The sequence below is a fragment of the Streptomyces cathayae genome (assembly GCF_029760955.1).
In the GTDB taxonomy this organism is placed as follows: domain Bacteria; phylum Actinomycetota; class Actinomycetes; order Streptomycetales; family Streptomycetaceae; genus Streptomyces; species Streptomyces cathayae.
In genome coordinates this window covers 1,297,140-1,321,975 of the sequence record NZ_CP121682.1, presented here as the reverse complement: position 1 = coordinate 1,321,975, position 24,836 = coordinate 1,297,140, and the positions used below count along the sequence as shown (strand labels likewise).

The window sequence follows — 24,836 nt, the reverse complement described above, 5'->3', positions numbered from 1 at the left end:
CGTGAAACCCCTGTGACGAATGAGGTTCGAGCGGCGGACCGCCCGAAGGCGACGGGATGCCGGCACCGCCCGAGCGACCGATGAATCTGCTGCCTCTCTGCCGTCTGGAAGGTGGAAGTCAAGCAATCTCGGGTCCCGGCGGGGGCGGGTCGAGGACGGCGGCGCGGGCGGCGAGCGCGAGGGCGCTTTGCGCACCGAGGGACAGGCCGGCGCGGTTCCAGTGGAAGATCACGTGGTAGGCGAGCACCCTGCGGATGCCCCGGTCGAGGGAGCCACAGGCGACCGCCTCCTTCAGGGCGTTGCCGGTGCTCCGGAAGGCCGCCGCCCATTCGGCGACGGGATGGAGCGGGCCCTGCGGACCGAACAGCGGCCCGTTCGGGCTGGTCTGGCTGGTCAGAAGCTGACGGATCTGCCGGGTCATCCCCTCCAGCCGGTCTTCGAGGACCTCTCCGGTAACGGAGCGGTGCTCCTCGTTGATCACGCGGTCCCAGACGTCGCCCTGTTCCTGCCACTCCAGCCCGGCCGCCTGCATCATGACCGTGCACAGGATGACGGACAGTTCCCGGCGGCCGATGGGAACGTTGCTACGGCTGTGCCCGGCGAGAAGGTGGTGACTGTCGGCGGAGAACAGGGCGTGCGCGGCGAGCATGCCTGCGCGGCCGCCGAAGGCCGCGGTCTCGGGCTCGTAGATCCCCGGCCACCAGCGCCGAAGGTGCCCGGCCTTGACCAGCTTGTTCAGGTGGGTGGTGAGCTCGGTGTGCGCCGGGGAGTCAGGGCAGCCGTAGAGGCGTAGCCGCCAGCAGGGATGTTTACGGATGAACCACCACGACGAAAGCGCGCCGCGATCCTCCAGGCTGTTCAGCATCGGCGCGAGGTGCGCGGCCGCGGCCGACTCGGCGTCGCCCCAGTCGGCGAATTCCACGTAGAACTGTGTCCAGTCGGTGCGGAGTTCGTGGCGTGCGAGGGCTTCGTTCCCCGCCTGCTGGAACACCTCGGCCGCGTCGGAGAGCGCAATCGGCTCCATACCCGCGTGCTGGGCGACCTCGGTGATCGGGTGTCCGGCCAGAACCTGGCGGACGGCTTGTCCGACCGGGTCGGGGGTCGGCGGCCAGGTAACAGGGGTTAGCTGATCAGCAGACATGCGTCCCATCCGGTGGTCGGGGGCTGGTTGGCGGCGGCGGTGGTGAGGGCGAGGGCGCAGCCGGCGTCGCCCTCCAGGAAGCCGGGTCCCTTGGCTGAGGCACCTCGGGCATGGATGGTCAGGCTCTCGCGCAGTTCCGGCAGGAGGGCGTCGAGCTGCGGGGTGCTGGCGTCGTGTGCTGCGCGGAAGACGGTTTGGTAGACCCCCGCCCAGCCGTGGCACAGGCTCGTGTCGATGATCTTGCCGAGCTGCACGGGATCGGTGAGGCACCGGTACAGGGCGTCCTCGTAGCTGCGCTGGAGGTCCTGGTCGCCCAGTGCGATCCCGGCGAGCTGCCCGGCCCGCGCGATGCCGGGCGTGCCGTAGCACCAGCTCGGCCGTCCGGGATGGCGTTGGTGGGGCCGGCCGGCCTTGAGGTCGGCGAGCGTGAGGTGTTCGGGCCACCACGGACCGGTGTCGCTGTCCTGCTTCCAGGTGTCGAGGTGATCGCAGATCGTGCGGATCGCATCGGCTTGTCCGTCGACACGAATGCCGCGGCGCTCGGCCCGGGCCAAGAGGAGCAGGGGGCCGGTGATGCCGTGGGCGGCGCCGAAGTTGCCGTGCCCGCCCGCCAGGGTGTCGCGGCGCTGGGGATCGTGGTCGACCCACCACCCGGGCGTGGGGCCGCAGTCGCCGGTCAGCGGCTGGGCCAGTGTCATGAGGTAGCGCAGGACGCGTTCCATGGCGCTGCTGTCCGGGGCGCTGCGCATCAGGTAGGCGCCGATGCCGGTGAGTCCGTAGAAGGTGTCGTATTCGGCAAAGGTGGCTGATGCGCCGCGGTGGAGGCGTGCGAGCGCGGCGTCCACGCGGCGATGCGCGAGGGCTGCGACGTGTGCGTGCAGGGTGTCGTGGGCGCCCCGGTAGAGATGATCCCTGGAGTCGGGGACGGTCGTCAGGACGAAGGCGAGCGCGGGGGCGCCGAGGTACAGCCCGGTGGTGTCGGCGGCGGTGATGTCCCCGGCCGCGGCTTGTCCGATCCAGTGGTGCGCGGTGCTCCACGGCGCATGGCCGTGCGTCGCGCGTTCGATGTGGAGCAGGGCGATGCCGGCGGCGCCCTCGGCGAGGGACTGCCCGAGCCACGGCTGGTCTTCTACCGGTCCGCTCGGGCGTGCGAGGTGTGCGGCGTACTCATGGGCCAGGGTCTGCGCCCGGTCGTGGGCTGTGATCATCGCGGAGCCTTGACGGGGCGGTGGCGTAAGGCGATCGTCCGGGCGAGGTGCAGCGTGGCGGCCTCGGTAGCGGGGCCGACGCCCATGGCGCGTACGTGGTGGTGATGGAGCAGGGACCGGAGGACCGTGGTCGGCTCACGCTCTGCCGTGATGAGGGCCTTCCGGTACTTGGCCAGGGCGGTGGAGCGTACGGCCCACCCCTCGCCGAGTTCGGCGGCGCCGTGTTCGGCGAGCCGCTGACGGGTGGCGTAGAGCTGGATGGCCTGGACGCGCACAGTGCGGTCGGGGCGACCGTGGGCCGGGGTGTTCTGGATCAGCCAGTCCCATGCGGCGTCCTCGGACGCGAGCAGGTGTGTGGCGAGGTCGGCCAGGCTCGCGGCCGTGAGCGCCTGGGAGAGGACGGCGCCACGGGTGGTGAGGCGGATCTGGGCGAGGGCGGCGCTGGAGTCGGCCGCGAAGGCGCGGTGCGCAGCGTCCATGGCCGGCCCTGTTCCGTAGCGGCCGGTCTGGGGCTGGTACGGCTCCAGGGTGAGCGCGGACAGCAGGCGTTGGAGATGCAGGTCCGTCGCCCAGCGGTTCACCGTGGCCGTGGCCGCGGCGGCCTCGGGAAGGTGCAAGGTGACCGTGAGGTGCTGGCCGGCTTCGGGGCGGGCGAGTTCTCGGTGCCGAGAGAACCACCACATCGGCTGGCCGAGCACGTCGAGCAGGCGCGGAACGTGCCGGTCCAGGATCTCGTCGAACCGGTCCGGATGGGCATGCAGACGCATCCTCAGCACCTCGCCACAGCCAGGGAGTTGTACGGCTGGGACGGGCTGCGCGCGGAAGGCGGGCAGCGGCGTGCTCGAGACGGCGGGGGTGGCGCGACGGAGGGGCAGCAGGATCTCGTGGGCCCGGCCGATCCACCCGTACCGGGCCGGGTCCACGACCTCGCGCAGCTCCAGCTCCGGGGCTTCGTGGAGCTGCGAACGCACGAGGCGACGGTGCGCGGGATGGTCGAGGTCGACCGGGAGTCGCTGGTCGTACTCGACCACGCAGACACGGCTGGGGACGTTCAGCCGTGCGCGCCACACGGCGAATGCCGCCTCCCACTCCTCGACCGGTGCCTTGCGGCCGGGGAGGTCCTTGCTGCTGAGCAACCAACGGGCCGGGGCCAGGGTGGTGCGGCGATAGCGCACGCGGGGCAGGTACGGCAGGCGGGCAGCCGCGCCGAAGTCGAACCGCTTGTACACCGCCCGCCGGCTGCCGGAGACCTCGGACAGGAACCGAGCCAGCGGCGGCGTCTGGATACCGGCCTCCAGCGCGTGCAGGACCCGCACGTCGATCGGGCGCCCGCTGGAGACCTGCACGAGGTGGAAGCGGCGGGCGTCCGCCGTGACACCGATGTCGTCCAGCGGGATCGGTTCACCGTGCTCGCCGGGGTGCTCGCCGAGCGGGATCACGTACGGCAGCAGGCGATCGGTGCGGGCCACGTTCTCGTTGCGGCGGCGCCTGGGGCTGAACGAGAGCTGGGCGGTGATGACGTCCGGCCGGGTCACGTAGGAGTCCGTGAGCAGGTGCTGTTCGGCGGTGGGCATCAGGTGCGCGAAGCGCCCGAGCATGCTGCTGCCGGGGCGGGGCACGCCAGTGATCTCGATGTCGAACCTGCCGTCGGCCAGGTGGTGCGTGGAGGGCGCGTGGACTTCGAAGGCGATCTCGCTGCCCTCGCCGTAGAGACGTTCCTCGGTGCCGGCCGCCTCGGCGAGTTCGCTGATCGCCGCGTCGTCGAGGACGAGTTCGTCGCGGCCTTCCATGTGTGCTTGTTGCAGGAGTTTGAGGACGACCGTGTCGCGGTCGCTGATCGTCTTTGGGGCTTTGCCGCGCTCGGAGCCGACGTATTCGGCGGGCCGGCCCAGGCCGCTGTCGGCGACCAGGTCGAGGACGGGGACGACAGCGCCGACCCCGTACCGGGCACGGAAGCGACGGTGGTAGTCACGCCACAGCTTGTAGCCGTACGGCAGCGGGCTCACGTGGTGCAGGACGGCGACCGCGTCCTCTACCTCCTGGATGACCTCTCCGGGCAGTTGCACCTCGCAGTTCAGGGCGGTGTCGACGACCACGGGCAGGGGCGCGATGGACGAGTGCCGGTGCATTCGCGCCGTCAGTTCACGCAGGTCCGTCTCGGCGGACGGGCTGGTGTGCGCGGTGAGGTCGTCGCGCAGCCCGTACAGGGTGCGCGCGAGCCCGCCGACGTCGGGGAGGGAGTGCGCGTCGACTCGCTTCAGCTCGGCGCACACGTGGTCGAGGGCATCGACCGTGGTCATCGGGGGACAGAGGCTGGTGATGAGGACGTTCTGCTCGATCAGGTCCTGAAGGACCGCGTCGATCTTGCCTCCCGCGCCGGCCGGGAACGCGGTCGTGAGGAGGTCGCGGAGTGCGGCGTAGGTGATCGGCGTGCGGGCGTGCTCCATGGCCGCCTTCACCGGCCGGGTCGCGCGCAGGGAGATTTCGACCGGGGCCATCAACCGGGCGTGGCCGTCGGCCGGCGGGCCAGGAGCGGCAAGCCGGTCACCGCGGAACTCGGCGGTGTTGTTGGCGATGACCATCAGGCGCTCCAGGAGGGCGGGCTGCTGCTCCAGGTCGCGGACGACGTCGCTGAGCCACTCGCCGTCGGCGCGCAGCGTGACCGCGTGGCGCGGGCCCCAGCGCACGCGGGGTGTGGTGCCGATGGTGAGCGGTGCGGTACCGGCGAACAGCCCGAAGGGGGCGGGCCGGTGCTGCCACCGCAACAGGTAGGAGATGACCGACAGCGCGGCGCGGCGGAGCTGGCGGGGCTGGTCGTGGCGGCCGTGCACGATGTTGTCGATGGTCTGGCAGAGCACGGGGCTGGCGGCGAAGAGGGCGTTGCGTATCTCGGCGCGCTGCCACAGCTTGGCGAGCCAGTCACGGACGGCGTCCGCGCTGTCCAGATCAAGGGCCGCGGGCAGGACTGCGGTGCTCGGGCCGGTGGTGGCCCGTAGGACGGCGGCGCCCGTCCACTGGTATCTGGGAACGTCCAAGGCCATGGTCCCTTCCGGCAGCTCGTGGGGGTAGGGGTGGGGCGGGGGCGCCGGGCAGACCTGCTCGGCGCCCCCGCTCGCGACCCGGCCTGGGATCAGGCCGGGTCCTCGATGAAGGAGCTGCACGCGGACGAGCTGCCCGAGCAGGTGCTCCCGCAGCCGTCACCCGTGGAACACATCAGCTTGCCGATCGGGTGGGCGGCGACGATGGCCTTGACCTCCAGCGGGGCGAAGTCGTCGTCCTCGACGAGCTGCGTCGGCCGGTCCATCAGGGCGGCGGTGGGACTCATGTCGATCACTCTCCTTGTTCGATGAAGTGGTGCATGACGACCTGGCGGCGCGATTGCTAGGTCGCGGGCCAGGAGAGCGAGATCCGGGTGTGGACCTTGTCGATGACCCGGTCGCCCTCGATCTGCTCGTCGGGGGTGCCGGCCGGGTAGACCCGGATGACCGGGACGGGCCCGCCGCGGCGGTGGGCCTCCCAGTCGCGCAGGCTCTTGGCGATCTTCTTGGCGAGCTGCTGCGCGTGATTGCCCAGGGCGTGGACGCCGTACTCGACGTCCTTGTCCCCAAAGGGGTGGTGTACGAGGTAGGCGAAGGAGTCGTCTTCGGCGGCGGCGAGCGAGAAGCCCTTGCGGTTCGGCGTCACGATGCCGGTGTCCAGATCCTCGTCGACGGCCATGATGCAGAACCCCGGAATGGTGATCGCCAGGTGCATCTGGAGCGTGGCCAGTGGCTCCTGTCGGCCGATGGTCACACCGGTCCACCTCTCGACCCTGGGTGTGGTGACGGCGTTGTCGAGCCGGCTCGGGTCGATGGGCAGGCCGTCGTCGAAGCGCAGGCCGATCTCCGGTGTGCCGTTCACCAGGAGGAGCTGCTCCTCGTGCCCGGCGGAGCCCTGCATGGGAACGAAGCCGCAGATCTTCGCGGAGCGCGACTCAAGGTGATCGCCGGCGCGGGTGAGGGCCACGGAGCGGGTCAGACCGCGCGTGCGCAACGGCACGACCAGCCGGCCGGTGGGGCTGAGCTGGTCGATCCAGGCGGGCGGGATGTCCCAGGCGCCCACGGTGACCAGGATGACGTCCACGATGCCCAGGTCAGGGATCGGTTCGGCTGCGTCCGCCGTGACCACGCGCACCTGGTCGTAGCCGTTCTCGGCGAGGAGCCGGGTGGCACGCTCGGTGACCTCCTTGTCGATGTCGACCGTGGTCACCCGGCCGTCGCGGCCGACGATCTCGGCCAGGTAGGCGGCGTTGAGGCCGCCCGAGCCGATCTCCAGGACCCGCATGCCGGGCCGGAGCCGGCACTGCTCCAGTTGAATGGCCTGGATCTGTGGGGCGGAGACGCTGCTGATCTGCACGCCGTGCTCATCGGTCTTCGTGATCACCGCCGAGTACGGGTCGTACACCTCCTTCAGCGGCGTCTGTGGCGGGGTGAACCGGTCGCGGGGCACCTTCTTCATCGCCGCCTCAACCTCTGCGGAGGTGATCCAGCCCTCGTTCCGCAACTGGTCGATGATCTCGTGGCGCAGGCGGGTGGCCTCGCTGGAGTCGGCGGTCGTCACACCGGTCATGTGGGTTCCTTACGTGGTGTCTGAGCGGTCCAGGCGCGTCATCTGTCGGTCGTCGCCGACGCTGGCCAGGTCGGTATCCGGGGTAGTGCTCTACGTGCCGCCCAGCCGACTTGCCGTCGGACTTCGGCGGAAAGCGGTCTGGGATATGACCACCGTTGTTCCCTTCTCTCGTGGGTCGCGCTTCGTGCGGGGAGGAGCCCGAGGCGGGAACGGGTCCCTCCCACGCGTGCCGTCCGGCGCCGAGCCGTCTTGCGGGCTCGGCTGCCGGGTGGAGCAACCGCCCGCTGGCTGGGACCGTTACGCACTGGTCAGCAGTCGGCCGACCGCTTCATCGGCGTCGGCCATGGCGGCGTACTCGTCCTCGAAGACCCTGTTGAACGAGCGGTCGACGCGGTCCCCGGCCTCCTCGTCGCGGAACGTCGCGGAACGCTGCCAGTAGGCGCGGAACGGCTCGCGCTCCATCAGCACGCGGACCTGCACCCGCAGCCCGGCCTTGTCGAGCAGGCCCAGGCGGTACTTGACCGAGAGGAAGCTGACCTGCCGGTTGCAGCACAGCAGGTGCTTGGACTCCTCGTCGGACAGCCCCTCAAGCGCCCAGATCGCCCGGTGCTCCGGGTCAGCCGCGATGTCGGAGAGCAGGCGTTGATGGATGTGCGCCGTGTCCAGTGCGAGCCGCTGACGGTGCCGTCGCTCGGCGAACCAGATGGCCACGGCCCCAACAGCGGAGGAGACAAGCACGGCGTGGGACGTCTTCATCACTGGACCTGCTTTCTTGATCGTGGATGCTGCTCTTGCCGGTGCATCGGGTGGGCAGCACTGAACAGCTACTGGTTCGGTCGCCGCGCCATGCCGGGGCGGTCCTGTGCTGGTCATGAGCGGCTCCGGCGGCTGCTGGGCCGGACGGGCTCGCGCGGGAGGGGGACGGCACAGCCGATGAACGCCGCGAGTCCGGGGCGGGGATCGGCGGGCAGTTCGAGACGGGCGGCCCGCTCCGCGGACTGACCAGCCCATGCCCTTCAGCTGATCAAGGAAGCGTGCAATCGGATCGACGCTCAGGCCGTGCCGGGCCTCGGCAAGGACGCACGGCAGGCCGAGGCGGGCGGCGTAGTCGGAGGCCCACAGGGTGACAAGCCGGATGAGGTTGTCGGAGCGCCCGGGGAGGGTGTGGACGTGGTCGAGGAACAGGCTGGGGCCGGCGCCGCCTGAGCCCCAGTGCCCGAGGTCGGGAGTCCGGTCGAGGATCAGGCAGCTGAACAGGCCGCTGTCCTCGAACAACCCCACGGCTATGGCCTGCTCGTCTTGGTAGAGGGCGGGGATGTCCCCGCGAACGGGAACGGGCAGGCCGTGGCGGGAGAGCCAGCCCAGGCGGTCTGCGAGGAGTGCGGTGGCCTCTGCCCATTCGGCGTCGGTGTCCAGTAGCCGCATCTCGTAGACGGAATCGCGTCGGCGGTCGCTTGGGGCCTGCCTCTCGGTGCTCGGGTTCAGGTGAGGAGTGCAGGTTGTGTTCATCGGCGTGCCTCTGCCGGGATCGTTGTCTCTCGGCCGGCTCCCAGGAAGCCCCAGACGTGGGCCAGCACTACGAGCCGGGTGGCGTCGTCGGCTCCCGTTTCGGCGAGCAGTGTGTCGGCCTCGGCGCGTACGTCGGCCGGGGCGATGCGGGCATCGCGGGCGACGTCGTAGGGGCTGGTGTGCTCGGCGAAGGCCCTCAGCAGCAGCCGCCGTGCCGGGGTGAGATCGGGCGTCGGTTCGGTCGCAGAAGGCGGGGTGGCCTGCCCCGAGCTGAGCAGATGATGCACCAGGACGTGCGGCGCGCTGCGGGTCGGGCAGTGCAGCTTTGCCCGGATCGTGCGGACGTAGCTGGAGACGGTGTTCGAGGACAGGCCGGTCTCGGCGGCGATGGCGCGGGGCTCCAGGCCGCGGACGAGATGGTCGGCGACGCGTCGCTCGGCCGGGGTGAGCGGAGTGATCGGGGCGGTGGTCATGACGGTCTTCCTGGTTGGTTCGGCCTCAGCGTGAGGCCGGGCGCAGGTGTACGGGCAGGGCCTGGTGTCCGTTGCTGATCAGCGAAGGCAGCGGCTTCAGATCGGTCGCGGGGACGGCGAGGCGGATGTCGGGGAAGCGGTCGAACAGCTGCTTCAGCGCGGTGGCGACTTCGAGGCGGGCGAGTGGTGCTCCGAGGCAGAAGTGCACGCCGTGTCCGAAGGCGAGGTGGTCCTTCGTGGTGCGAGTGGCGTCGAAGAGGTTGGCGGACTCGCCGTGCCAGCCGGGGTGGCGGTTGGCGGCGGCGTAGGAGGCGAGGACCGCGTCGCCCTTGCGGATCGTCTTCCCGTCGGGCAGGGGGATGTCCGTGAGGGCGTAGCGCAGGGGCAGGTGCTTGACCGCGGGTTCGTGCCGCAGGGTCTCCTCGACGACGTCGCTCCAGTCGGCGCGGCCGGCACGGACGTGGGCGAGCTGCTCCGGGTCGGTCAGCAGAGCGCTGATGGCCTGGTCGATGACGTTGACGGTGGTCTCGTATCCGGCAGAGATCATCAGCAGGAGCGTGTCGCGCAGCTCGCCCTCGGTGAGAGTGTGGCCATCGCCCTCGTCGTCGCGGGTAGCGATGAGGAGAGAGGTCATGTCGTCGCCGGGCCGGGCGCGCTTCGCCGTGATCAGCTGGTCGAGCAGCTGGTACAGGGCGGTCGCGTTCGCGGCGGCCTGGGCGGCGGTGACGGTGGTGCTGAAGACTCCGTCGACCACGGAGCGGAAGCTGTCGTGTTGGCCGTCGGGAACGCCCATGAGCCGGCCGATGACCGCGATCGGCAGCGGGTGGGCGAGATGCTCGCGCAGGTCGACGCTCTCGTCGGCGGGCCGGATGCTGAGGTCGTCGAGGATGCCGGTCACGATCGTCTCGACGGTCGGCTTGAGAGCGGCGACGCGGCGGGCACTGAAGGCCGGGGCGACCATGCGGCGCAGACGGCTGTGGTCGGTGCCGTGCGCGGTGAACATGTTGGTCACCGTGATCCACAGACTCAGGGGCCAGGTGGGGACGGTGTCGGCGAAGGCCGGCCAGTGGGCACGGCCGTCCTTGGAGACATCCGAGCCGGTGAGGAGCCGCTTGAGGAGGGCGGGGTCGGTGATCGACCAGGCGGTCACACCGAGGATGTCCACCCGGGTGGCCGGGCCGCCGGCGCGCAGGGCCTGGTGCTCGGCGTGGTGGTCGGACGCTTCGGGGTCGAGGGCGAGTATCGGCTGCTCGGGCACGGGGGCTCCTTCAGCGGGTGGTCGGGAGGAGGACGGGGAGGGCTTCCATGGCGCGGTGGAAGGGGCCGGGGCGCCAGCGCAGCTCGTCGGTGGGGACGGCGAGGTCCATCTCCGGGAACGCGTCGGTGAGGTGGCTGATGGCGGTCTCGGCGATGAGGTAGGCGTGGGAGCGGGCCGGGCAGGTGTGAGGGCCGGCGCTCCAGGCCAGGTGGGCGCGGTTGCCGGTGATGGCGTCAGTGGGCAGCCCGAGGGTGAGTTCGGGGTCGTTGTTGCAGGCGGCCATGGAGATCACGACCGGCTGGTGGGCCGGGAGCAGGGCGCCGTCGATGTCCGCGGGATAGGGCGGGTAGGTGATGCAGTAGTTCGCCAGGGGCGGGTCCGTGTAGAGGACGGCGTCGAGGGCGTCGCGGACGGTGGACTGGGCGGCGTGCAGGGAGGTGGAGAACTCCTCGTCGGTGAGGAGCTTGCGGCAGGTGTTGACGATGAGGTTGGTCAGCGGCTCGATTCCGGCGCCGTAGAGCGTGATGAGCTGGTGGCTCATCTCCCGGTCGTCCAGGTGGGCGGGGTGGGCCATCAGGCGGGTGGTGATGTCGTCGGCCGGCTGGTGTCGGCGCAGGGTGACGAGGTCGGCGACGGCCTGGTCGAGGATGTGGTTGCCGCGGGCGGCGTCGGTGGTGTCGAAGACGCGGGCCATGCCGTCGGCGATCCGGGCGCCGATCTCGTCGGGGCAGCCCAGCAGTGTGCTCAGGACCCGGAAGGCGATGGGGAAGGCGTACTGGCTGACGAGGTCTGCGCGGCCGGTCGTGCGGAAGTCGGTGATGGCGGAGTCGGCGACCTTCTCCACGAGTGCGCGCAGCCCGTGCTGGTCGATCGCGTCGAGGCCGGCGGTGTTGGCCGCGCGGTAGCGGGCGTGCTCGGCACCGCTGCTGCGCAGGGCGTTGGGCCGCCACTCCATCATCGGCCGCACCGGGCAGGACGCCGGCGCCTGCTGCTGCCACACGCGCGGATCCGCGGGGAAGCGCAGCGGGTCATTGAGAATACGCCGGGCCTGGGCATAGCCGATCACCAGGGTTGCGGGGATGCCTGGGGTCAGTTCGACGGGCACCAGCGCGCCGTGGATCTTGCGCATGCGTTCGTATGCGGCGTGCGGGTCGTCGGCGAACTCCGTTGAGTACAGGGGGATCCGGTCCGGCCCGGTGAGGGATCCGGTGTTGGTGGGAATCATGGCCGAGGCTCCAGGGGTGCGGCTGCGCGGGGCGCGGTGAGGTACTCGGTGAGGGTGATGAGTGCGTAGAGCGAGGAGGTGCGGTCGCGGGCGTCGCAGGTGGTCAGCGGGGTCTGTGCGTCGAGTGCGAGGGCTTGACGCAGTTCGCTCGCCTCATAGGCCGGGGCGTCGGGGAAGGTGTTGACCGCGACGGCGTACGGGGTCTTCTGGGCTTCGAGCAGGTCCAGGGCCCCGTGACAGGCATCCAGGTCCCGGGTGTCGGCCAGGACCAGGCACCCCAACGCGCCCTCGGCCAGGTCCTCCCACAGCGGCCGGAACCGCAGCTGCCCCGGCAGCCCGAAGAGGTAGAGGACGAGCTGCCCGTCGGCCAGGTGGAGCCGACCGAAGTCCATGCCCACCGTGGTCGTGGTCTTCTCCGGCGTCCCGCGCAGGTCGTCCACGCCGACACTGTCGATGGTGATGGGTTCTTCCATCCGCAGCGGGGCCACCTCGGACACGCTGCCGATCAAAGTCGTCTTGCCCACCCCGAAGCCGCCGGCGACCACGATCTTGGCGGACTCGGTCACCGTGGCGGGAACGAAGGCGACAAGAGGGTCAGACCAGTTCGCGTAGTCCATCAAGCACCCTTTGCATGAGGTCGGTGTCGGGCCGGTCCGAGACGGCGGGAGTGGGGCTGGTCAGGTGACCGGTGTCCACCAGGCCGGAGACGAGGATCCGCACGGTGGAGGGCGGCATCTGCAGGGCGGCGGCGATGTCCGCCACGGCGAGCCCACCGCGCCCCGCGGCGAACAGACCCATCACCTGCCGGGCGTCGGGCCCCAGATCGTTCACCGGGCCGGTCGCGGCGATGACCACACTCTCCAGGCGCACGTCCCGGCGAGGGCGGACCCGCCCGCCCGTGCGGACGTAGGGCCTGACGATGTCCGGGTCACGCCGCGGCCCGGTCACGCCGCCGATCCCCCGCCCGCCAACCGCGAGGCGCGCTTCTCGGTGCCGAGCTGCTCGCCCACCCGCACCGCGAGCTGTGCCATGTGACGGCTGATCAGGCCGACATCCGCGTGCGGCCCGGTGGTACACACCGACAGCATCGTGTTCTGCCCGGCCGCAGTCGTCAGGCCGATGTTCTCGACACACTCGATCATCTGCTGGCGCACACCACCGCCACCGGTGAACTCGTCCCACGCCCTGGCCGAGGCGCGCATGGCGGCGGTCAGCGCGGCGAACTTCTCGCCGCCCTCCTGGTCGATCGTCTTCGTACGCGCCTTCAACAGCCCGTCGCTGCTCATCAGCACGGCGTACCGGACGCCCTCCACGCCGCCGAGCTGCTCGTCCAGCAGCCAGCCGAGGGGGTTGTTGTCGTGGCCGTCCATGGTCAGTCTCCTTCGGTCTCAGGGGGAGTGCTCGGCCTCTGGCGGCCGAGGCGGGTGCCTTCCATCCAGGCGGCGGCCACCTCGGGCCGCCCCGGCTCCATCGGTGGCGCAGCGGGTGCCGAGCGTGCGAACGGGGCCGGATGCACGGTCCGTCGGCGGACGGTGAGCCCGCTCGCCGTGGTCGCCTGACTCGTCGGCGGCTCAGTCGGTCGTGGTTCCCGTGACGGCGCAGGCGGCACCAGGGGAGAGGCTGCAGGAACCACCGGCGGTGGGGGTGCGGTCAGCAGACTCTGCGGCAGCACGATGAAGGCGCGGGTACCGCCGTAGACGTTGGGGGCCGTCACCTCGACCCGGTATCCGTAGTCGGCGGCGAGAACGGCCGCCACCCGCAGCCCGGTCTGCGGGTAGGCCCCCAGGTTGGTGATGTCGTCGCGCTCCGCACTGGACATCACCCGGCGGGCCCAGTTCAGCCGCTCGTCCTCCATCCGCAGTCCGGCGTCGTCCACGATCAGGAACACGGCGTCGTTGCCGTGCTCCGCGGAGACGTGCACCCGGGCGTTGGGAGGCGAGTAGCGCAGCGCGTTGTCCAACAAGATGGCCAGGGTGTGGACGACCGCCTCCACCGCCCGGCTCTCCACCGCGAAGGTATCCAGGTCCGCATGCTGCACGCGCTGGTATCCCTCGACGCGGCCCATGGCCGCGCGCACCACATCCGAGAGGGAGGTGGCCGGATGGCGCCGCGAGAGCTTGTCGCCCGCCAGCACCGCATATCCACTCGCCGTCAGCAGCATCTGCTGGGCCAGGTGGTCGATCTCGACCAGCGTCTCGTACGCCTCGTCCGAGACATGCCGACGCACACCAGTACCGATCCTGGTGCTGAGCCTCGAGGCCCGCTCCACCGTGCTGGAGGCGAAGGCACGCACCGCAGCACGGGCGACGTCGACCGCCTCCTTCCGCACCTGGGCGACCCGCCCCTCGGCCTCCCGCCGCGCCTGAGCCAGACGTTCCTCGGCCGCGGCATGAGCCCGTTGCCCGGTGGCGGCGATGGCCGCAGTGACCTGATCGGCCAGCGCACCGACGGCGTCGCCCATCGAGGTGCCCACCAGCTGGGACGGGACCGCCAGGTCGGCCTGGTGGGACCGTCCGGCCTGCGCCGCGGCAGACGTGGCGGGGACCACCGTGGCGGCGAGGTAGCCGACGAACTGCTCCGCCACCCGCATCTGCTGGGTGACCCCTGCCGCGTGCCCGCGCTCCCTGGCGGCCAGGCGCTCCGCCCGACGTCCCCGGCGGTGAAAGCGCGCGGCCAGTGCGGCACCGGCGACGGCAATCAGTACGGCGAGAGCCAGTATCAGTACAGTCATCAAAACCTCGTGAGTATCGTGGAAACCCCAGGCCGCGGATGGGGGGTGGAGGCCATCGGCACCTCACCGGCCACGCCTTTGACGATGCGAATCACCTGGGTCGCCCTGTCGCGAGGCGGCATGAAGCCGATGACCCGGGCCGTGCCCCTGAGCGTGCGCCGCCCCGATTCCAGGACGAGCGAGTCACCGCGGTGTCGCCGCTCGGCTGCCGCAGTGGGGCCGACGACAGCGGCGTCCGTGGTCGGAGTGATGTGCCGGGCGCCGTGCTTCTGCGTGCCGAACAGAGCCGCGAAGACGGCGGCCGAGTCGAAACGGGGCAGGCACAACCAGTCCAGTGAGCCGTCGGCGGCGGCATGCGCCCTTGTCTGCATGTCGCCGATCAGGCCGTACCGCTCGATGCGATTCATCCCCGAGACGTCATCGTCCGCATGCAGAGCGCTCTCTCGCCCGCACGGCACCGCGGCGGCCGGCACGTTGTGGAGCTGGACCGCCGCGCACGCGAAATGCTCCGCACCATAGGCTGAACACCGATCCGGACGGCGGTGTCCCCACCCTCGGAATGCCGCCCAACGCGCCCTGCCGAGCGAGAGGAACGAACGGTGGTCTCCACGTACGAGGTCAGGCCGATCGCCACGGTCGTCGGGGGACACACCCGCGTCCTGGACGACTACCAGGGAGGAGTCCGGTCGATCATCCGTCTCCACGACGAGTACCCACTCGAAACCCTGCAAGGGATCGAGGAGTTCTCGCACCTGACGGTGACGTGGCGCTTCCACCTGGCGCGCCCGGAGGATGTGCAGCTTCATGCCCGCAGCCCCCGAGGGAACACGCGCTGGCCGGCCACCGGGACCTTCGTGCACCGCAACCACCGGCGGCCGAACCAGCTCGCGATCAGCTACCCGCGGCTGCTCGACGTGGACGGTCGGGACCTCCTGGTCACCGACCTCGATGCCGTCGATGGGACGCCCGTGATCGACCTGGCGCCATACTTCGAACAGATGGGACCCCGAGGAACCGTACGTCAGCCGGCCTGGCCCGGCGAGATGCTCGACCCCGCGTACTGGAGGGATGCAACCGAACGCCCGTGACGTCGGAGCTTGAAGGTGACGATGGCACGCGGCCTTGAGAAGGTTTGTCATCAGCTCATCGCCAATGCAAGTTCGCACCACGTACTGGCGCCGTCGTCGCTGACACCCCAGGAGCCCCGTCGGGCACCGGCGATCGCCTGCACCAACAGCAAGCCGCGGCCGTGCTCGTCTTCGTTGCAGGGTCTCCCTGGAGTGGACCGATGACTGCGGACTCCGTCGTGGACGTTGATCCGCAAGCAACCGTTGCAGAGGGAGAGCGTCAGGGTGACCTCTCGACCGTGGCTGTGCTGGATCGCGTTGGTGACCAGCTCGGAGACGACGAGTACGGCGTCGTCCGCAAAGCAGGACAGCCCCTCTTCGACCAGGTGGTTCCGCGTCAGCCTGCGCATCTCTGCGACCCGCAACATGTCAATACGCACGGGGGGTTGACCTGGCCTGCGCTCAGCGATTTGAAAGGTGCGATTCAACAGATCAGCGTCGGTCATGGGAGAGCGAAGCAGTCGTTCGGCAGTTGTTGTCATCACGTCCTCTTGAGGGCATGGAGGACCGGTCGGGTGACGGCTGTCGCTCTACGAGGGGAGGTCCGCTCGCTGTCGGAGCGAAGACGGGGCGGGCATGGGCCGAACAGCGTTGTCGTGGTGCCACGCACGTCCCTCCCCCTTCCGTAGCGACAAGGTGATCACCGCATCCGACCGAGTGGTCAGCGCAGTGGGCATGAGTGTGGGCCCAGGACGCACCCGTGCTGATCTCTGCGGCGATATCTCTGTAGAGATACGGAATCCCGCATATCGTGTGGACCGTTGGGAAGTTCGACCCAGGGGACCGCGCTATGAGACCGCCGAGCCGCGTGTGCGAGAGGTGCGCGACCGAGCTGAGTCAGTACAACCCCGACGCCCTGTGCGCCCTGTGCGCAAAGGCAGAAACGGCGCCGGGAGTGCCCGATCGTGCCTGGCGCGACGAAGCCGTCCACCGGGCCCTGGCGGCTTGGGATTTCGGCGAGCTGCTGCGCCTGGTACGCAAGCGGTCTGGTTTATCCCAGATGGCCGTGCGTGAGCTGACGGCGCTCCCTCAGTCCTTCATTTCCGGCCTCGAACGCGGTCAGAAGCAGATCGGCAGCCCCGCCACCCTTCTCGACCTTCTCAACGGCCTTGGCCTGCCTTCCGACCTGCAGCCTTTGCTGCTGACACCTCTACGCGGCGATGCACCGAAACCTGGTCATAACCTCTCCATGGAGGCCGTACTGCCCTGGACGGCGGATCGTATGGTGACGTCACTTGAAGTGGCCATCGGAGGTACCACCATGAAGCGCCGCCGCGTGCTGACCGCCCTGAGCGGAGCCGCGCTCACCCAGTACGTCCTGCAGTCCGCCATCGCTCCCGCGGAGGCCGTGGCTGCTTCTTCCGGTACCACGACTGTCACCGACGCCCTGATCGATTCGCTTCAAAGCACCACTGACGCACTCCGCCAGATGGACGCCACCAGTGGTAGCGGGAACCTCGCCCACACGGCGAAGACTCACCTGCGGATGCTTCTGCACCTGCTCAAGCATGGCTCCTACAAGGAGGGTTACGGACGTCGCCTGGCTGCTGTCACCGCCGACACGGCAGCCCAGACCGGCTGGTACACCTTCGACAGCGGTGACCACGACGCTGCCCAGCACCTCTTCCTCGGCGCCCTGCGCGCAGCCCACGCTTCAGGCGACTCCCGCCTGCGCGCCGGCGCCCTCGGTTTCCTCGCCATCCACGGCTACTCCACCGGCGACCCGCGCGACGCCATCACCGCCGCCCGCACAGCACGCCAGGCAATCACCGATCATGACGCCCCCGCCCTGAACGCCATGCTCCTCACCCGCCAGGCTCGCGGTCACGCTCGACTCCGCGAAGAGCGCCACGCCTTGGCCGCGCTCGCCGAAGCCGAAGAACTCTGCGCGCGTGGCCGGGGCGAGGACGATCCTCATTGGCTGTACTGGATCAGCCCGGGGGAGATTCTCGGGCAGACCGGAAGCTGCTACCTCGACCTGGGACAGCCAGCTCGGGCGGCTCAATCCTTCGCCGCAGCCCGCGGCGTGCTCAGCCAGGATGAGACCCGCACTACCGCTCAGTTCCTCTCCCGAGCCGCGACCGCGCAGATGCGCGCCGGCGACGCCGACGCCGGCTGCGCCACCGCCCATGACGTCCTGACCCTCGTCGAAGGCATTCAATCCGCCCGTCTCGACGACCACCTGCACACCATGCTCAATGAAGCGCGTTCCTACAGGGCCTCATCAACCGCCCTGGAGCTACTGGATCGTGGGGAAAGCGTCATGCGCCAGCGAGCCGCCGCATGATCCTGGTTCTCTGGGACATCGACCGCACCCTCCTCTACACCGGCGACACCGACCGGCTGGTCTACCGGGAACTCTTCGAGGAGGTGGTGGGCCGGCCTGCCGAGCGTCTGCCCGCTCGGGGCACCGGGGTGACGATGCCCCTCGCTGTCCGGGAGCTGCTGCGCGCGAATGCAGTGGAACCCGAGCGGATCGAGGAACTCGCGCAACGCATCGTGCAGCGTATGCCCGCGCAACTGGAGCGTCACCGTGACGATCTTTCTCGCACGGGGCAGATCATGCCCGGCGCACCTGCCGCCCTTGCCGCCGTGCAACAAGAGCCCGGGCTGGTTCCCACAGTGGTCACTGGCAACCTGCGAGGCAGCGCGGAGATCAAGCTCAAGGCTCTTGGCCTGGACGAGTATCTCGACCTCGGCATCGGTGGATACTCCTCCGACGACTCCCACCGCCCTGCCCTCGTACGCGTGGCACAGCAGCGAGCCGGCGCACACCACGGGTATACCTTCACGCGGGATACGACCGTGATCATCGGCGACTCCCTCGAGGACGTCCGCACTGGACGGGAAGGAGGCGCCCACGTGATCGGCGTAGCTTCCGGTACCACCTCGGCCGAGGCGCTTGCTGCAGCCGGCGCTTGCCATGTTGTGCCGGGTCTGACCGACGTACAAAACGTGATTCGACTGATCAACCAATGTGCGGCGGCGGACGTCGACCGGGACTGACCTGAGCCGCCGTTGTCGGTGAGTAGGTGTTGGCGGACTGGGTGGAATCCTGAGACCCAGGTCGGTCGTGTGTCGGGTCGGCCAGGCTAGCCCGTCCGAGGATCCGCCGCGGATGGCCTACTACGACGAGGCCCCTCACACCGCTCACGGGCTGTTCGACCTCGTCATCCTTGCGGACCAGGACCAGGACCAGGACCAGGGACGGGCAGCCCGCTGCCTCGACGCCGCTGTGAAGGGCCACTCGGACGCCTACAAACGCTCCCGGGCCATCTCCCGCGCCGTCTCGACCTTGTTCTTCCACCAGTAGAAGGCTGTGATCGGTGCATCGATGTGGACGCCCGCTGTCAGCTTGCTCTCGACCGCGCCCCGGGCCAGCGCCTTCGCCTGATCCTCGTTGTCGCTGGTCGTCTGCGCGATCACAATATCGTTGGCCATGCAACTACCTTTCCAGTTCGGGTACCGCGACCCTCCCCAGCCGTCCAGGGCACGCCGAAGGTTGGTCGCTACCGGTGAAGGAGGGTGGGACTCACCCACCGACCTGCATCAGTCGCAGGTGTTGGCGCATGTCTTACGCCTCAATGGGTCCGGGGCAGGAGGGCTCCACGCAACTGTCGGCGGGCATTCGTCCACGGCAGACAAGAAAGAACTCCAAAGGGTGGAACCGCGGCGGCCTCGTTCAGTCAGCAGAGCAGATGGCGGTGGGAGGCGGCCGGTGCACGGTGCTCATGACGCGACCTCCGTGGTCGGGCCTCCACAAGGATGCGCTCTGAGTCGCCTCGGCCAGCCGGACGAGGCGAACAAGGGCTGAGGGCCTGGAGGCCTCCCGCCTGGTTCGCCCGGCTCCGGCGGGGCATAGCCGCCAGAACCGTGCCCGCATTCGGTGAGGGGCTGTGCCGGCCGCTGGATAGGCGGGCTTTCTGAGCGATTCTGGATGCCCACTCTGCGCGACGAGGTGGCTTCGGCGGCTATCTTCCGCTAAGCGGCGCGGGAACAGACCCTTGGTCGATGAAGCCGATTTCGGCGCCTACCAGGCCCTCATTCGCTCACGGCAGACGAGGAACATCTCGGAAAGGGTGGAACCCGCCGTGGGGCTATGTCAACGTACAACACCCCTGAACCACGGGCCGGTCAACCCGCCTCTGACCTGCTGAGGAGATCCTTTTGGTGACGCCCGCGAATGATCTGTTCGCTTACTCTTCTCGGCCTCGTCGTCCGCGACGCAGTGAACGCGCGGATGGCCTGCGATGGGCGAGCGCAACATAGACGACGATCGCCGGTTAGCGAAATCGGCGATCGTGGCGATCCTCGAAAGATGTTCGTGTGCGCGGCTGTGCTTGGCGGTGGAGCTGCAGCGAACTCAGCAGGTATCGCTGATTCATGAGATGAAACAGCACCGGTCTGCTGCCAGGCAGATGAGCCCTTGCCTGGCTGGCGTAGGTCCCACTTTGAAGGAGAGTGAGTACCTCCTGTCCGTTCCGATCAAGAAGCTCCCACCCAACTCCAAGGGGCAGGTGCGCTACCGGTTCGTGGTCGACGTCGGCGTGGACCTTGGAACGGGGAAGCGTAAGCAACTGACTCGTACGTTCGCCACCCTCAAGGAAGCGAAGGCCGAGTACGCGCGCATCACCAACCGCCATCAGGAAGGGACGTTCGTCCCGCCCAACCAGATCACTGTCAGTGAGTGGCTTGATCAGTGGTTGACCATGAAAGCGGAGGACCTGGAAGAAACCACCATGTATAGCTATCAGATCACCCTCGACCGGGTGCGGGGGAGGTTGGGTCACATCCGACTTCAAGAGCTCACCGAAGAAAATGTAGAAGCGTGGATGCAGTGGGCGTTGAAGTACGGACGCGTGCGCGGCGATAGAGCAGGCACTCCGCTGGGAGTGACCAGTGTAGAAATGAGCCTCGCCCGATTGAAGGACGCCTTGAATCGGGCAGTGACGCGTCGGCTGCTGACGATAAATGTGGCCCAGCACGTCACCATCCCCCGTAAGGCGCGCAAGGAGGAGCGGAAGAAAAAGCAGGAAGTGAATCCGTGGAACGTCAAGGAAGTTCAGGCGTTCATTCAGGGCGTCAGGACAGAACGGCTCTATGCCCCTCTTCTGTTGTCCCTCATGGGTCTGCGTCCGGGTGAAGTCTGCGGACTCCGATGGGAAGACGTCGACCTGGAGAATGCCACGATGACCATAGCCAACACGCGGACGATGGTAGGGAATCGATATGTGGTGGAAAAGGACACCAAGTCCCTGGCCGGAGAGCGTGATCTGCCCTTGCCGGCTCCGGTGCTGGCTGCCCTCAAGTCGTTCAAGGCTCTCCAGGCCAAGGAGAAGCTCGTCCTCGGTGAGGCTTACTCGGACTCCGGGTACGTCGTGGTACACGAGACCGGGGAAGCCTTCACGATCAAGCAGCTCCGTAGACGCGCGTACCGGCTCATGGAGGTCCTTGGCCTCCGCCGAGTACGCCTGTACGACGCTCGCTCGTCCTGTCTCACCTATCTCGCCAACAACGGCGTGCCGGATCACATCCTCGCCCGATGGGCCGGGCACACGAACGTCAGGACCACGAAGAAGTGGTACGTGAAACCGGACGTGGAAGACCTCCGCGGAGCCGCGACCATGTGGGACGGCCTTCACGGTGTTGAGGGGGAGAAGCAGGCGTGAGTCAGGCGGCCTGTCGACTGAGCGACCTGCCCAGTCGTATGGAAGCCAAGACCGAGGTGGACCCGGACACCGGCTGCTGGTCGGTGAGATCCCGGAAGGCTTTCGGGTGCGTCAGGCTGATCCTTGGGGCCGGCACTGCACGCTTTGCTGCAAACCAGACCATTTGGAAGCCGTGCCACAGGAGCAAGCTCTGTGGCGTAGGGACTGGGAGAGCGCGTGGGACTGGAGGACACACTGTCCGGGCGGCCACGCGTACACGCCGGAGAAGACGTACCCGGGCCCTCGAAGGTTCCGGTGGTGCCGGTTCTGTCGTTGCCAGAGGAACAGGAGCCGCTAGGGTCGACCCGTCCATGTGAGATTTTGTGAGACGTGAGAGGGTCTGACGGGTGAGCGAGACACCACCGGACACCCTGCAATACCGCTTTGACGGGCCAGAAGAGGCTCCCGTCCTGATCCTGGCTCCCTCACTGGGTACCACATGGCACATGTGGGACCGGCAGATCCCCGAGCTGACGAAGCAGTGGCGGGTGTTCCGGTTCGATCTGCCGGGGCACGGGGGCGCGCCCGCCTACCCGGCGGGATCGGTCGGCGAGCTCACCGCGCGGCTGCTCGCCACCCTCGAGGGCCTCGGGGTGCAGCGCTTCGGCTACGCCGGCTGCGCCTTCGGCGGCGCGATCGGCCTCGAACTGGCCCTGCGGCACCCCGAGCGCGTCGCCTCCCTCGCGCTGATCGCCGCCTCGCCCCGGTTCGGCACCGCCGACGAGTTCCGCCAGCGCGGGGTGGTCGTCCGGACCAACGGGCTCGACCCGATCGCCCGCACCTCGCCCGACCGCTGGTTCACCAGCGGCTTCGCGGCCGCGCAGCCCGCGATCACCGAGTGGGCCGTGCAGATGGTGCGTACCACCGACCCGGGCTGCTACATCGCCGCCTGCGAGGCCCTCGCCTCGTTCGACGTGCGGGCCGAACTCGGCCGCCTCGGCGTGCCGACCCTGGTCCTGGTCGGCTCGGACGACCAGGTCACCGGCCCCGCCGAGGCCCGCACGCTGGTCGCCGGCGTGCCGGACGCCCGGCTGGCCGTGGTGCCCGGCGCCTCCCACCTGGTACCGGTGGAGCAGCCCGCCGCGGTCACCGACCTGCTGGTCCGGCACTTCTCCACCGCCTGGCAGCCCGGCTTCGAGCAGACCACCGGGCAGACCGTCCTGCCCGCCGTCCCGGACCAGGCCGTGCGGGCGGTGGTGGGGCCGCAGGGCGGGCCCGTCGCCGAGATCGCCGCCGCCGTACCGCCGCAGGCCCAGGGCAGGCCCGACCCGTACGAGACCGGGATCAAGGTCCGCCGGGAGGTGCTGGGCGACGCGCACGTCGACCAGGTACTGGCGCAGACCGACGACTTCTCGGGCGACTTCCAGGAGTTCGTCACCCGCTCGGCCTGGGGCGAGGTCTGGGACCGGCCCGGTCTCGACCGGCGCACCCGCAGTTGCGTCACCCTCACGGCCCTGGTCGCCGGCGGCCACCTGGAGGACCTCGCCGTCCACACCCGGGCGGCCCTGCGCAACGGCCTCACCCCGGGGGAGATCAAGGAGGTCCTGCTCCAGGCGGCCGTCTACTGCGGCCTCCCCGCGGCGAACAGCGCGTTCCGGGTGGCCCAGCAGGTCGTCCGGGAGGAGACCACCCCCCAGGAGTGAGACCGGGAGTGAGCACCGGGCACCCCGCGCGGACGGAGGCGCGGGGGCATGATGGGCCCATGAGGCTCACGAAGAAGTCGCACTCCTGCGTCCGCCTGGAGAAGGACGGCCGCACCCTCGTCGTCGACCCCGGCGGGTTCAGCGAGGAGGACGCCGCGCTCGGCGCGGACGTCATCCTGGTCACGCACGAGCACCCCGACCACTTCGACGAGGGCCGGCTGCGGGCCGCCCTGGAGGCCGACCCGGCCGCGGCGGTCTGGACTCTGAGGTCCGTCGCGGAACAGCTCTCGGCCGCGTTCCCGGGCCGGGTGCACACCGTCGGGCACGGCGACGCGTTCACCGCCGCGGGCTTCGACGTCCAGGTCCACGGCGAGCTGCACGCCGTGATCCACCCGGACCTCCCGCGCGTCACCAACGTCGGCTACCTCGTCGACGGCGGGGCCCTCTTCCACCCCGGCGACGCCCTCACCGTCCCCGACCACCCCGTCCGGACGCTGATGCTCCCGGTCATGGCCCCCTGGAACAAGATCTCGGAGGTCATCGACTACGTCCGCGAGGTCCGGCCGGAGCGCGCCTACGACATCCACGACGCCCTGCTCACCGATCTGGCCCGTCCGATCTACGACCGCCAGATCGGCGAGCTCGGCGGCGCCGAGCACCTGCGGCTCGCCCCCGGGGCGACGGCCGAGCTGTGAGCCGGGGCCGCCCACCGCCGGGCGGGCATTGTCGGTGGTGCCGGGTAGGTTGTGGGACATGCGCATCGCCACCTGGAACGTGAACTCGATCACCGCCCGCCTGCCCCGGCTCCTGGCCTGGCTGGAGAGCAGCGGCACGGACGTGCTGTGCCTCCAGGAGGCCAAGGTCGCCGAGGAGCGCTTCCCGGCCGAGGAACTGCGCGAGCTGGGCTACGAGTCCGCGGTGCACGCGACCGGCCGGTGGAACGGCGTGGCGGTGCTCTCCCGCGTGGGCCTGGAGGACGTCGTCAAGGGCCTGCCCGGCGATCCGGGGTACGACGGCGAGCTGGAGCCCCGTGCCGTCTCCGCGACCTGCGGCCCGGTCCGCGTCTGGTCGGTGTACGTGCCCAACGGCCGCGAGGTGGACCACCCCCACTACGCGTACAAGCTCCAGTGGTTCGAGGCGCTGAAGGCGGCCGTGGCCGGGGACGCGGCGGGCAGCCGCCCCTTCGCGGTGCTCGGCGACTACAACGTGGCGCCGACCGACGAGGACGTCCACGACATCGCCGTCTTCGAAGGCTCCACCCATGTCACCCCGGCCGAGCGCGCCGCCCTGGCCTCCCTGCGCGAGACCGGCCTGACCGACGTCGTCCCGCGCCCGCTGAAGTACGACCACCCGTTCACGTACTGGGACTACCGCCAGCTCGGCTTCCCCAAGAACCGCGGCATGCGCATCGACCTGGTGTACGGCAACGAGCCGTTCTCCAAGGCCGTTTCCGACGCGTACGTCGACCGTGAGGAGCGCAAGGGCAAGGGCGCCTCGGACCACGCGCCGGTCGTGGTGGACCTCGACGTGTAGGGCCCGGGGGCGGGCCCGGGGCGGCGGTCCTCGGCCAAGGCGCCGGCAGCGCGCCTGTGGTGCGCACGGCGGTACGAATGTCAGGCTGGGGGGATGAACATCCCTTTCCTGGGCCACCGGCGCGAGAAGCCGGCAGTCCGTGACTCCGAGGGCATCGCGGAACTCCTCGCCGAATGCGAGCTGCTGCGCTCCCAGGCCTCCCGTGCCGGAGTCCGACTGGACGACTCCCAGGCCTCGTTGGAGGCGCTGGACCAACTGGTGCCCGGGAGCTGGCGGGACGACGAGGACACGCTGACCTGGCTGGGCAACGACGCCGGGCTCTACCTGGGCACCGTCATCGTGCGCACCGTGCCGGGAGCCGCCTGGAAGATCCGGTACGACGGGCAGCCCGTCGTACGGCTCGCCTCCGGGCGGGAGTTCGACGTCGTGGACTCCGGACACCAGTGGGCCGCCAGTGGGGTGCCGGAGCTGTCGCAGCTGTACGCCGAGGTCGCGGAGGCCTGACGCGTCCGGGCTCCTCGAGCACCGAACAGGGGGACGCGGGGAAGTCCGTCCCGCCGGACCTCGACTACGATGTGCTCTCCCATCCGGTGGGGGAGGGGACTTCGCGGCCGGAGCGGGGACGCTGTCGCCGGGAGGGGCCTACCGCCCCACACCTGCGGATGGCGGTTC

23 protein-coding genes and 1 pseudogene are annotated in these 24,836 nt (G+C 69.6%); 8 read left to right on the top strand and 16 right to left on the bottom strand.

Annotated elements, in window-relative coordinates:
* Window positions 1-118 precede the first annotated feature (118 nt).
* The 14 genes from PYS65_RS06005 to PYS65_RS05940 all read right to left on the bottom strand — a co-directional run bounded on the left by PYS65_RS06005 (window position 119) and on the right by PYS65_RS05940 (window position 14,626).
* Window positions 119-1,141, bottom strand: coding sequence for a thiopeptide-type bacteriocin biosynthesis protein (locus PYS65_RS06005; protein ID WP_279332741.1), 1,023 nt, complete (start codon window positions 1,139-1,141; stop codon window positions 119-121).
* Entirely contained in the window at window positions 1,123-2,349 is a 1,227-nt protein-coding gene (locus PYS65_RS06000; RefSeq protein WP_279332740.1) for a lanthionine synthetase C family protein, read from the bottom strand. The genes PYS65_RS06005 and PYS65_RS06000 overlap by 19 nt, the downstream gene beginning before the upstream one ends.
* Window positions 2,346-5,390 carry a lantibiotic dehydratase gene (locus PYS65_RS05995; RefSeq protein ID WP_423836068.1) on the bottom strand — a complete coding sequence of 1,015 codons (3,045 nt, stop codon included), beginning with the start codon at window positions 5,388-5,390 and terminating at the stop codon, window positions 2,346-2,348. The genes PYS65_RS06000 and PYS65_RS05995 overlap by 4 nt, the downstream gene beginning before the upstream one ends.
* Before the next feature lie 89 nt (window positions 5,391-5,479).
* Window positions 5,480-5,674: an FxLD family lanthipeptide gene (gene fxlA, locus PYS65_RS05990; RefSeq protein WP_279332738.1), complete on the bottom strand. Its 195-nt coding sequence runs from the start codon at window positions 5,672-5,674 to the stop codon at window positions 5,480-5,482.
* A 56-nt stretch (window positions 5,675-5,730) separates the two neighbouring features.
* Window positions 5,731-6,957 (bottom strand): methyltransferase, FxLD system, encoded by a 1,227-nt coding sequence (fxlM, locus tag PYS65_RS05985; protein WP_279332737.1) that lies wholly within the window; start codon window positions 6,955-6,957, stop codon window positions 5,731-5,733.
* A 297-nt stretch (window positions 6,958-7,254) separates the two neighbouring features.
* Window positions 7,255-7,713 (bottom strand): DUF6082 family protein, encoded by a 459-nt coding sequence (locus PYS65_RS05980; RefSeq protein WP_279332736.1) that lies wholly within the window; start codon window positions 7,711-7,713, stop codon window positions 7,255-7,257.
* 749 nt (window positions 7,714-8,462) lie between these two features.
* Window positions 8,463-8,939 carry a LuxR C-terminal-related transcriptional regulator gene (locus PYS65_RS05975; RefSeq protein WP_279332735.1) on the bottom strand — a complete coding sequence of 159 codons (477 nt, stop codon included), beginning with the start codon at window positions 8,937-8,939 and terminating at the stop codon, window positions 8,463-8,465.
* A 25-nt stretch (window positions 8,940-8,964) separates the two neighbouring features.
* Entirely contained in the window at window positions 8,965-10,197 is a 1,233-nt protein-coding gene (locus tag PYS65_RS05970; protein WP_279332734.1) for a cytochrome P450 family protein, read from the bottom strand.
* 10 nt (window positions 10,198-10,207) lie between these two features.
* Window positions 10,208-11,422, bottom strand: coding sequence for a cytochrome P450 (locus PYS65_RS05965; protein WP_279332733.1), 1,215 nt, complete (start codon window positions 11,420-11,422; stop codon window positions 10,208-10,210).
* Entirely contained in the window at window positions 11,419-12,039 is a 621-nt protein-coding gene (locus PYS65_RS05960) for a GTP-binding protein (RefSeq protein ID WP_279332732.1), read from the bottom strand. The genes PYS65_RS05965 and PYS65_RS05960 overlap by 4 nt, the downstream gene beginning before the upstream one ends.
* Window positions 12,017-12,370 (bottom strand): DUF742 domain-containing protein, encoded by a 354-nt coding sequence (locus tag PYS65_RS05955; RefSeq protein ID WP_279332731.1) that lies wholly within the window; start codon window positions 12,368-12,370, stop codon window positions 12,017-12,019. Before PYS65_RS05955 ends, PYS65_RS05960 begins: the two co-directional genes overlap by 23 nt.
* Window positions 12,367-12,792: a roadblock/LC7 domain-containing protein gene (locus tag PYS65_RS05950; protein WP_279332729.1), complete on the bottom strand. Its 426-nt coding sequence runs from the start codon at window positions 12,790-12,792 to the stop codon at window positions 12,367-12,369. Before PYS65_RS05950 ends, PYS65_RS05955 begins: the two co-directional genes overlap by 4 nt.
* 2 nt (window positions 12,793-12,794) lie before the next feature.
* Complete coding sequence (locus PYS65_RS05945) at window positions 12,795-14,153, bottom strand: ATP-binding protein (RefSeq protein WP_279332728.1); 1,359 nt, start codon at window positions 14,151-14,153, stop codon at window positions 12,795-12,797.
* Window positions 14,153-14,626, bottom strand: coding sequence for a trehalase-like domain-containing protein (locus PYS65_RS05940; protein WP_481007276.1), 474 nt, complete (start codon window positions 14,624-14,626; stop codon window positions 14,153-14,155). Before PYS65_RS05940 ends, PYS65_RS05945 begins: the two co-directional genes overlap by 1 nt.
* A 126-nt stretch (window positions 14,627-14,752) precedes the next feature.
* On the opposite strand from PYS65_RS05940, the gene PYS65_RS05930 reads away from it, so the two are divergent.
* Window positions 14,753-15,241, top strand: a complete 489-nt coding sequence (locus PYS65_RS05930; protein WP_279332725.1) for an SAM-dependent methyltransferase — start codon at window positions 14,753-14,755, stop codon at window positions 15,239-15,241.
* Window positions 15,242-15,291: 50 nt separating this feature from the next.
* Here PYS65_RS05930 and PYS65_RS05925 read toward each other — a convergent pair whose 3' ends face one another.
* The gene (locus PYS65_RS05925) at window positions 15,292-15,660 is read right to left on the bottom strand and encodes an ATP-binding protein (RefSeq protein ID WP_279332724.1); all 369 of its coding nucleotides are present in this window, start codon (window positions 15,658-15,660) and stop codon (window positions 15,292-15,294) included.
* Between the two features lie 410 nt (window positions 15,661-16,070).
* Here PYS65_RS05925 and PYS65_RS05920 point away from each other — a divergent pair, with 410 nt between their 5' ends.
* Both PYS65_RS05920 and PYS65_RS05915 read left to right on the top strand, forming a co-directional pair.
* A complete protein-coding gene (locus PYS65_RS05920) occupies window positions 16,071-17,567 on the top strand; it encodes a helix-turn-helix domain-containing protein (RefSeq protein WP_279332723.1) in 1,497 nt (498 codons plus the stop codon).
* A complete protein-coding gene (locus PYS65_RS05915; protein WP_279332722.1) occupies window positions 17,564-18,286 on the top strand; it encodes an HAD family hydrolase in 723 nt (240 codons plus the stop codon). Before PYS65_RS05920 ends, PYS65_RS05915 begins: the two co-directional genes overlap by 4 nt.
* Window positions 18,287-18,556: 270 nt before the next feature.
* Here PYS65_RS05915 and cutA read toward each other — a convergent pair.
* Window positions 18,557-18,721, bottom strand: a pseudogene (cutA, locus tag PYS65_RS05910) (divalent cation tolerance protein CutA); the annotation flags it as partial.
* 809 nt (window positions 18,722-19,530) lie between these two features.
* Between cutA and PYS65_RS05905 the strand changes: the two are divergent.
* From PYS65_RS05905 to PYS65_RS05885, 5 genes are all read left to right on the top strand, one after another.
* Window positions 19,531-20,949, top strand: a complete 1,419-nt coding sequence (locus PYS65_RS05905) for a tyrosine-type recombinase/integrase (protein ID WP_279332721.1) — start codon at window positions 19,531-19,533, stop codon at window positions 20,947-20,949.
* A 386-nt stretch (window positions 20,950-21,335) separates the two neighbouring features.
* Entirely contained in the window at window positions 21,336-22,631 is a 1,296-nt protein-coding gene (gene pcaDC / locus PYS65_RS05900; protein ID WP_279332720.1) for a bifunctional 3-oxoadipate enol-lactonase/4-carboxymuconolactone decarboxylase PcaDC, read from the top strand.
* A gap of 59 nt (window positions 22,632-22,690) precedes the next feature.
* Window positions 22,691-23,326, top strand: a complete 636-nt coding sequence (locus PYS65_RS05895) for an MBL fold metallo-hydrolase (protein ID WP_279332719.1) — start codon at window positions 22,691-22,693, stop codon at window positions 23,324-23,326.
* A gap of 58 nt (window positions 23,327-23,384) precedes the next feature.
* Window positions 23,385-24,164, top strand: coding sequence for an exodeoxyribonuclease III (locus PYS65_RS05890; protein WP_279332718.1), 780 nt, complete (start codon window positions 23,385-23,387; stop codon window positions 24,162-24,164).
* Between the two features lie 93 nt (window positions 24,165-24,257).
* Window positions 24,258-24,668: a DUF6278 family protein gene (locus PYS65_RS05885; protein ID WP_279332717.1), complete on the top strand. Its 411-nt coding sequence runs from the start codon at window positions 24,258-24,260 to the stop codon at window positions 24,666-24,668.
* The last annotated feature ends 168 nt before the right edge of the window (window positions 24,669-24,836 follow it).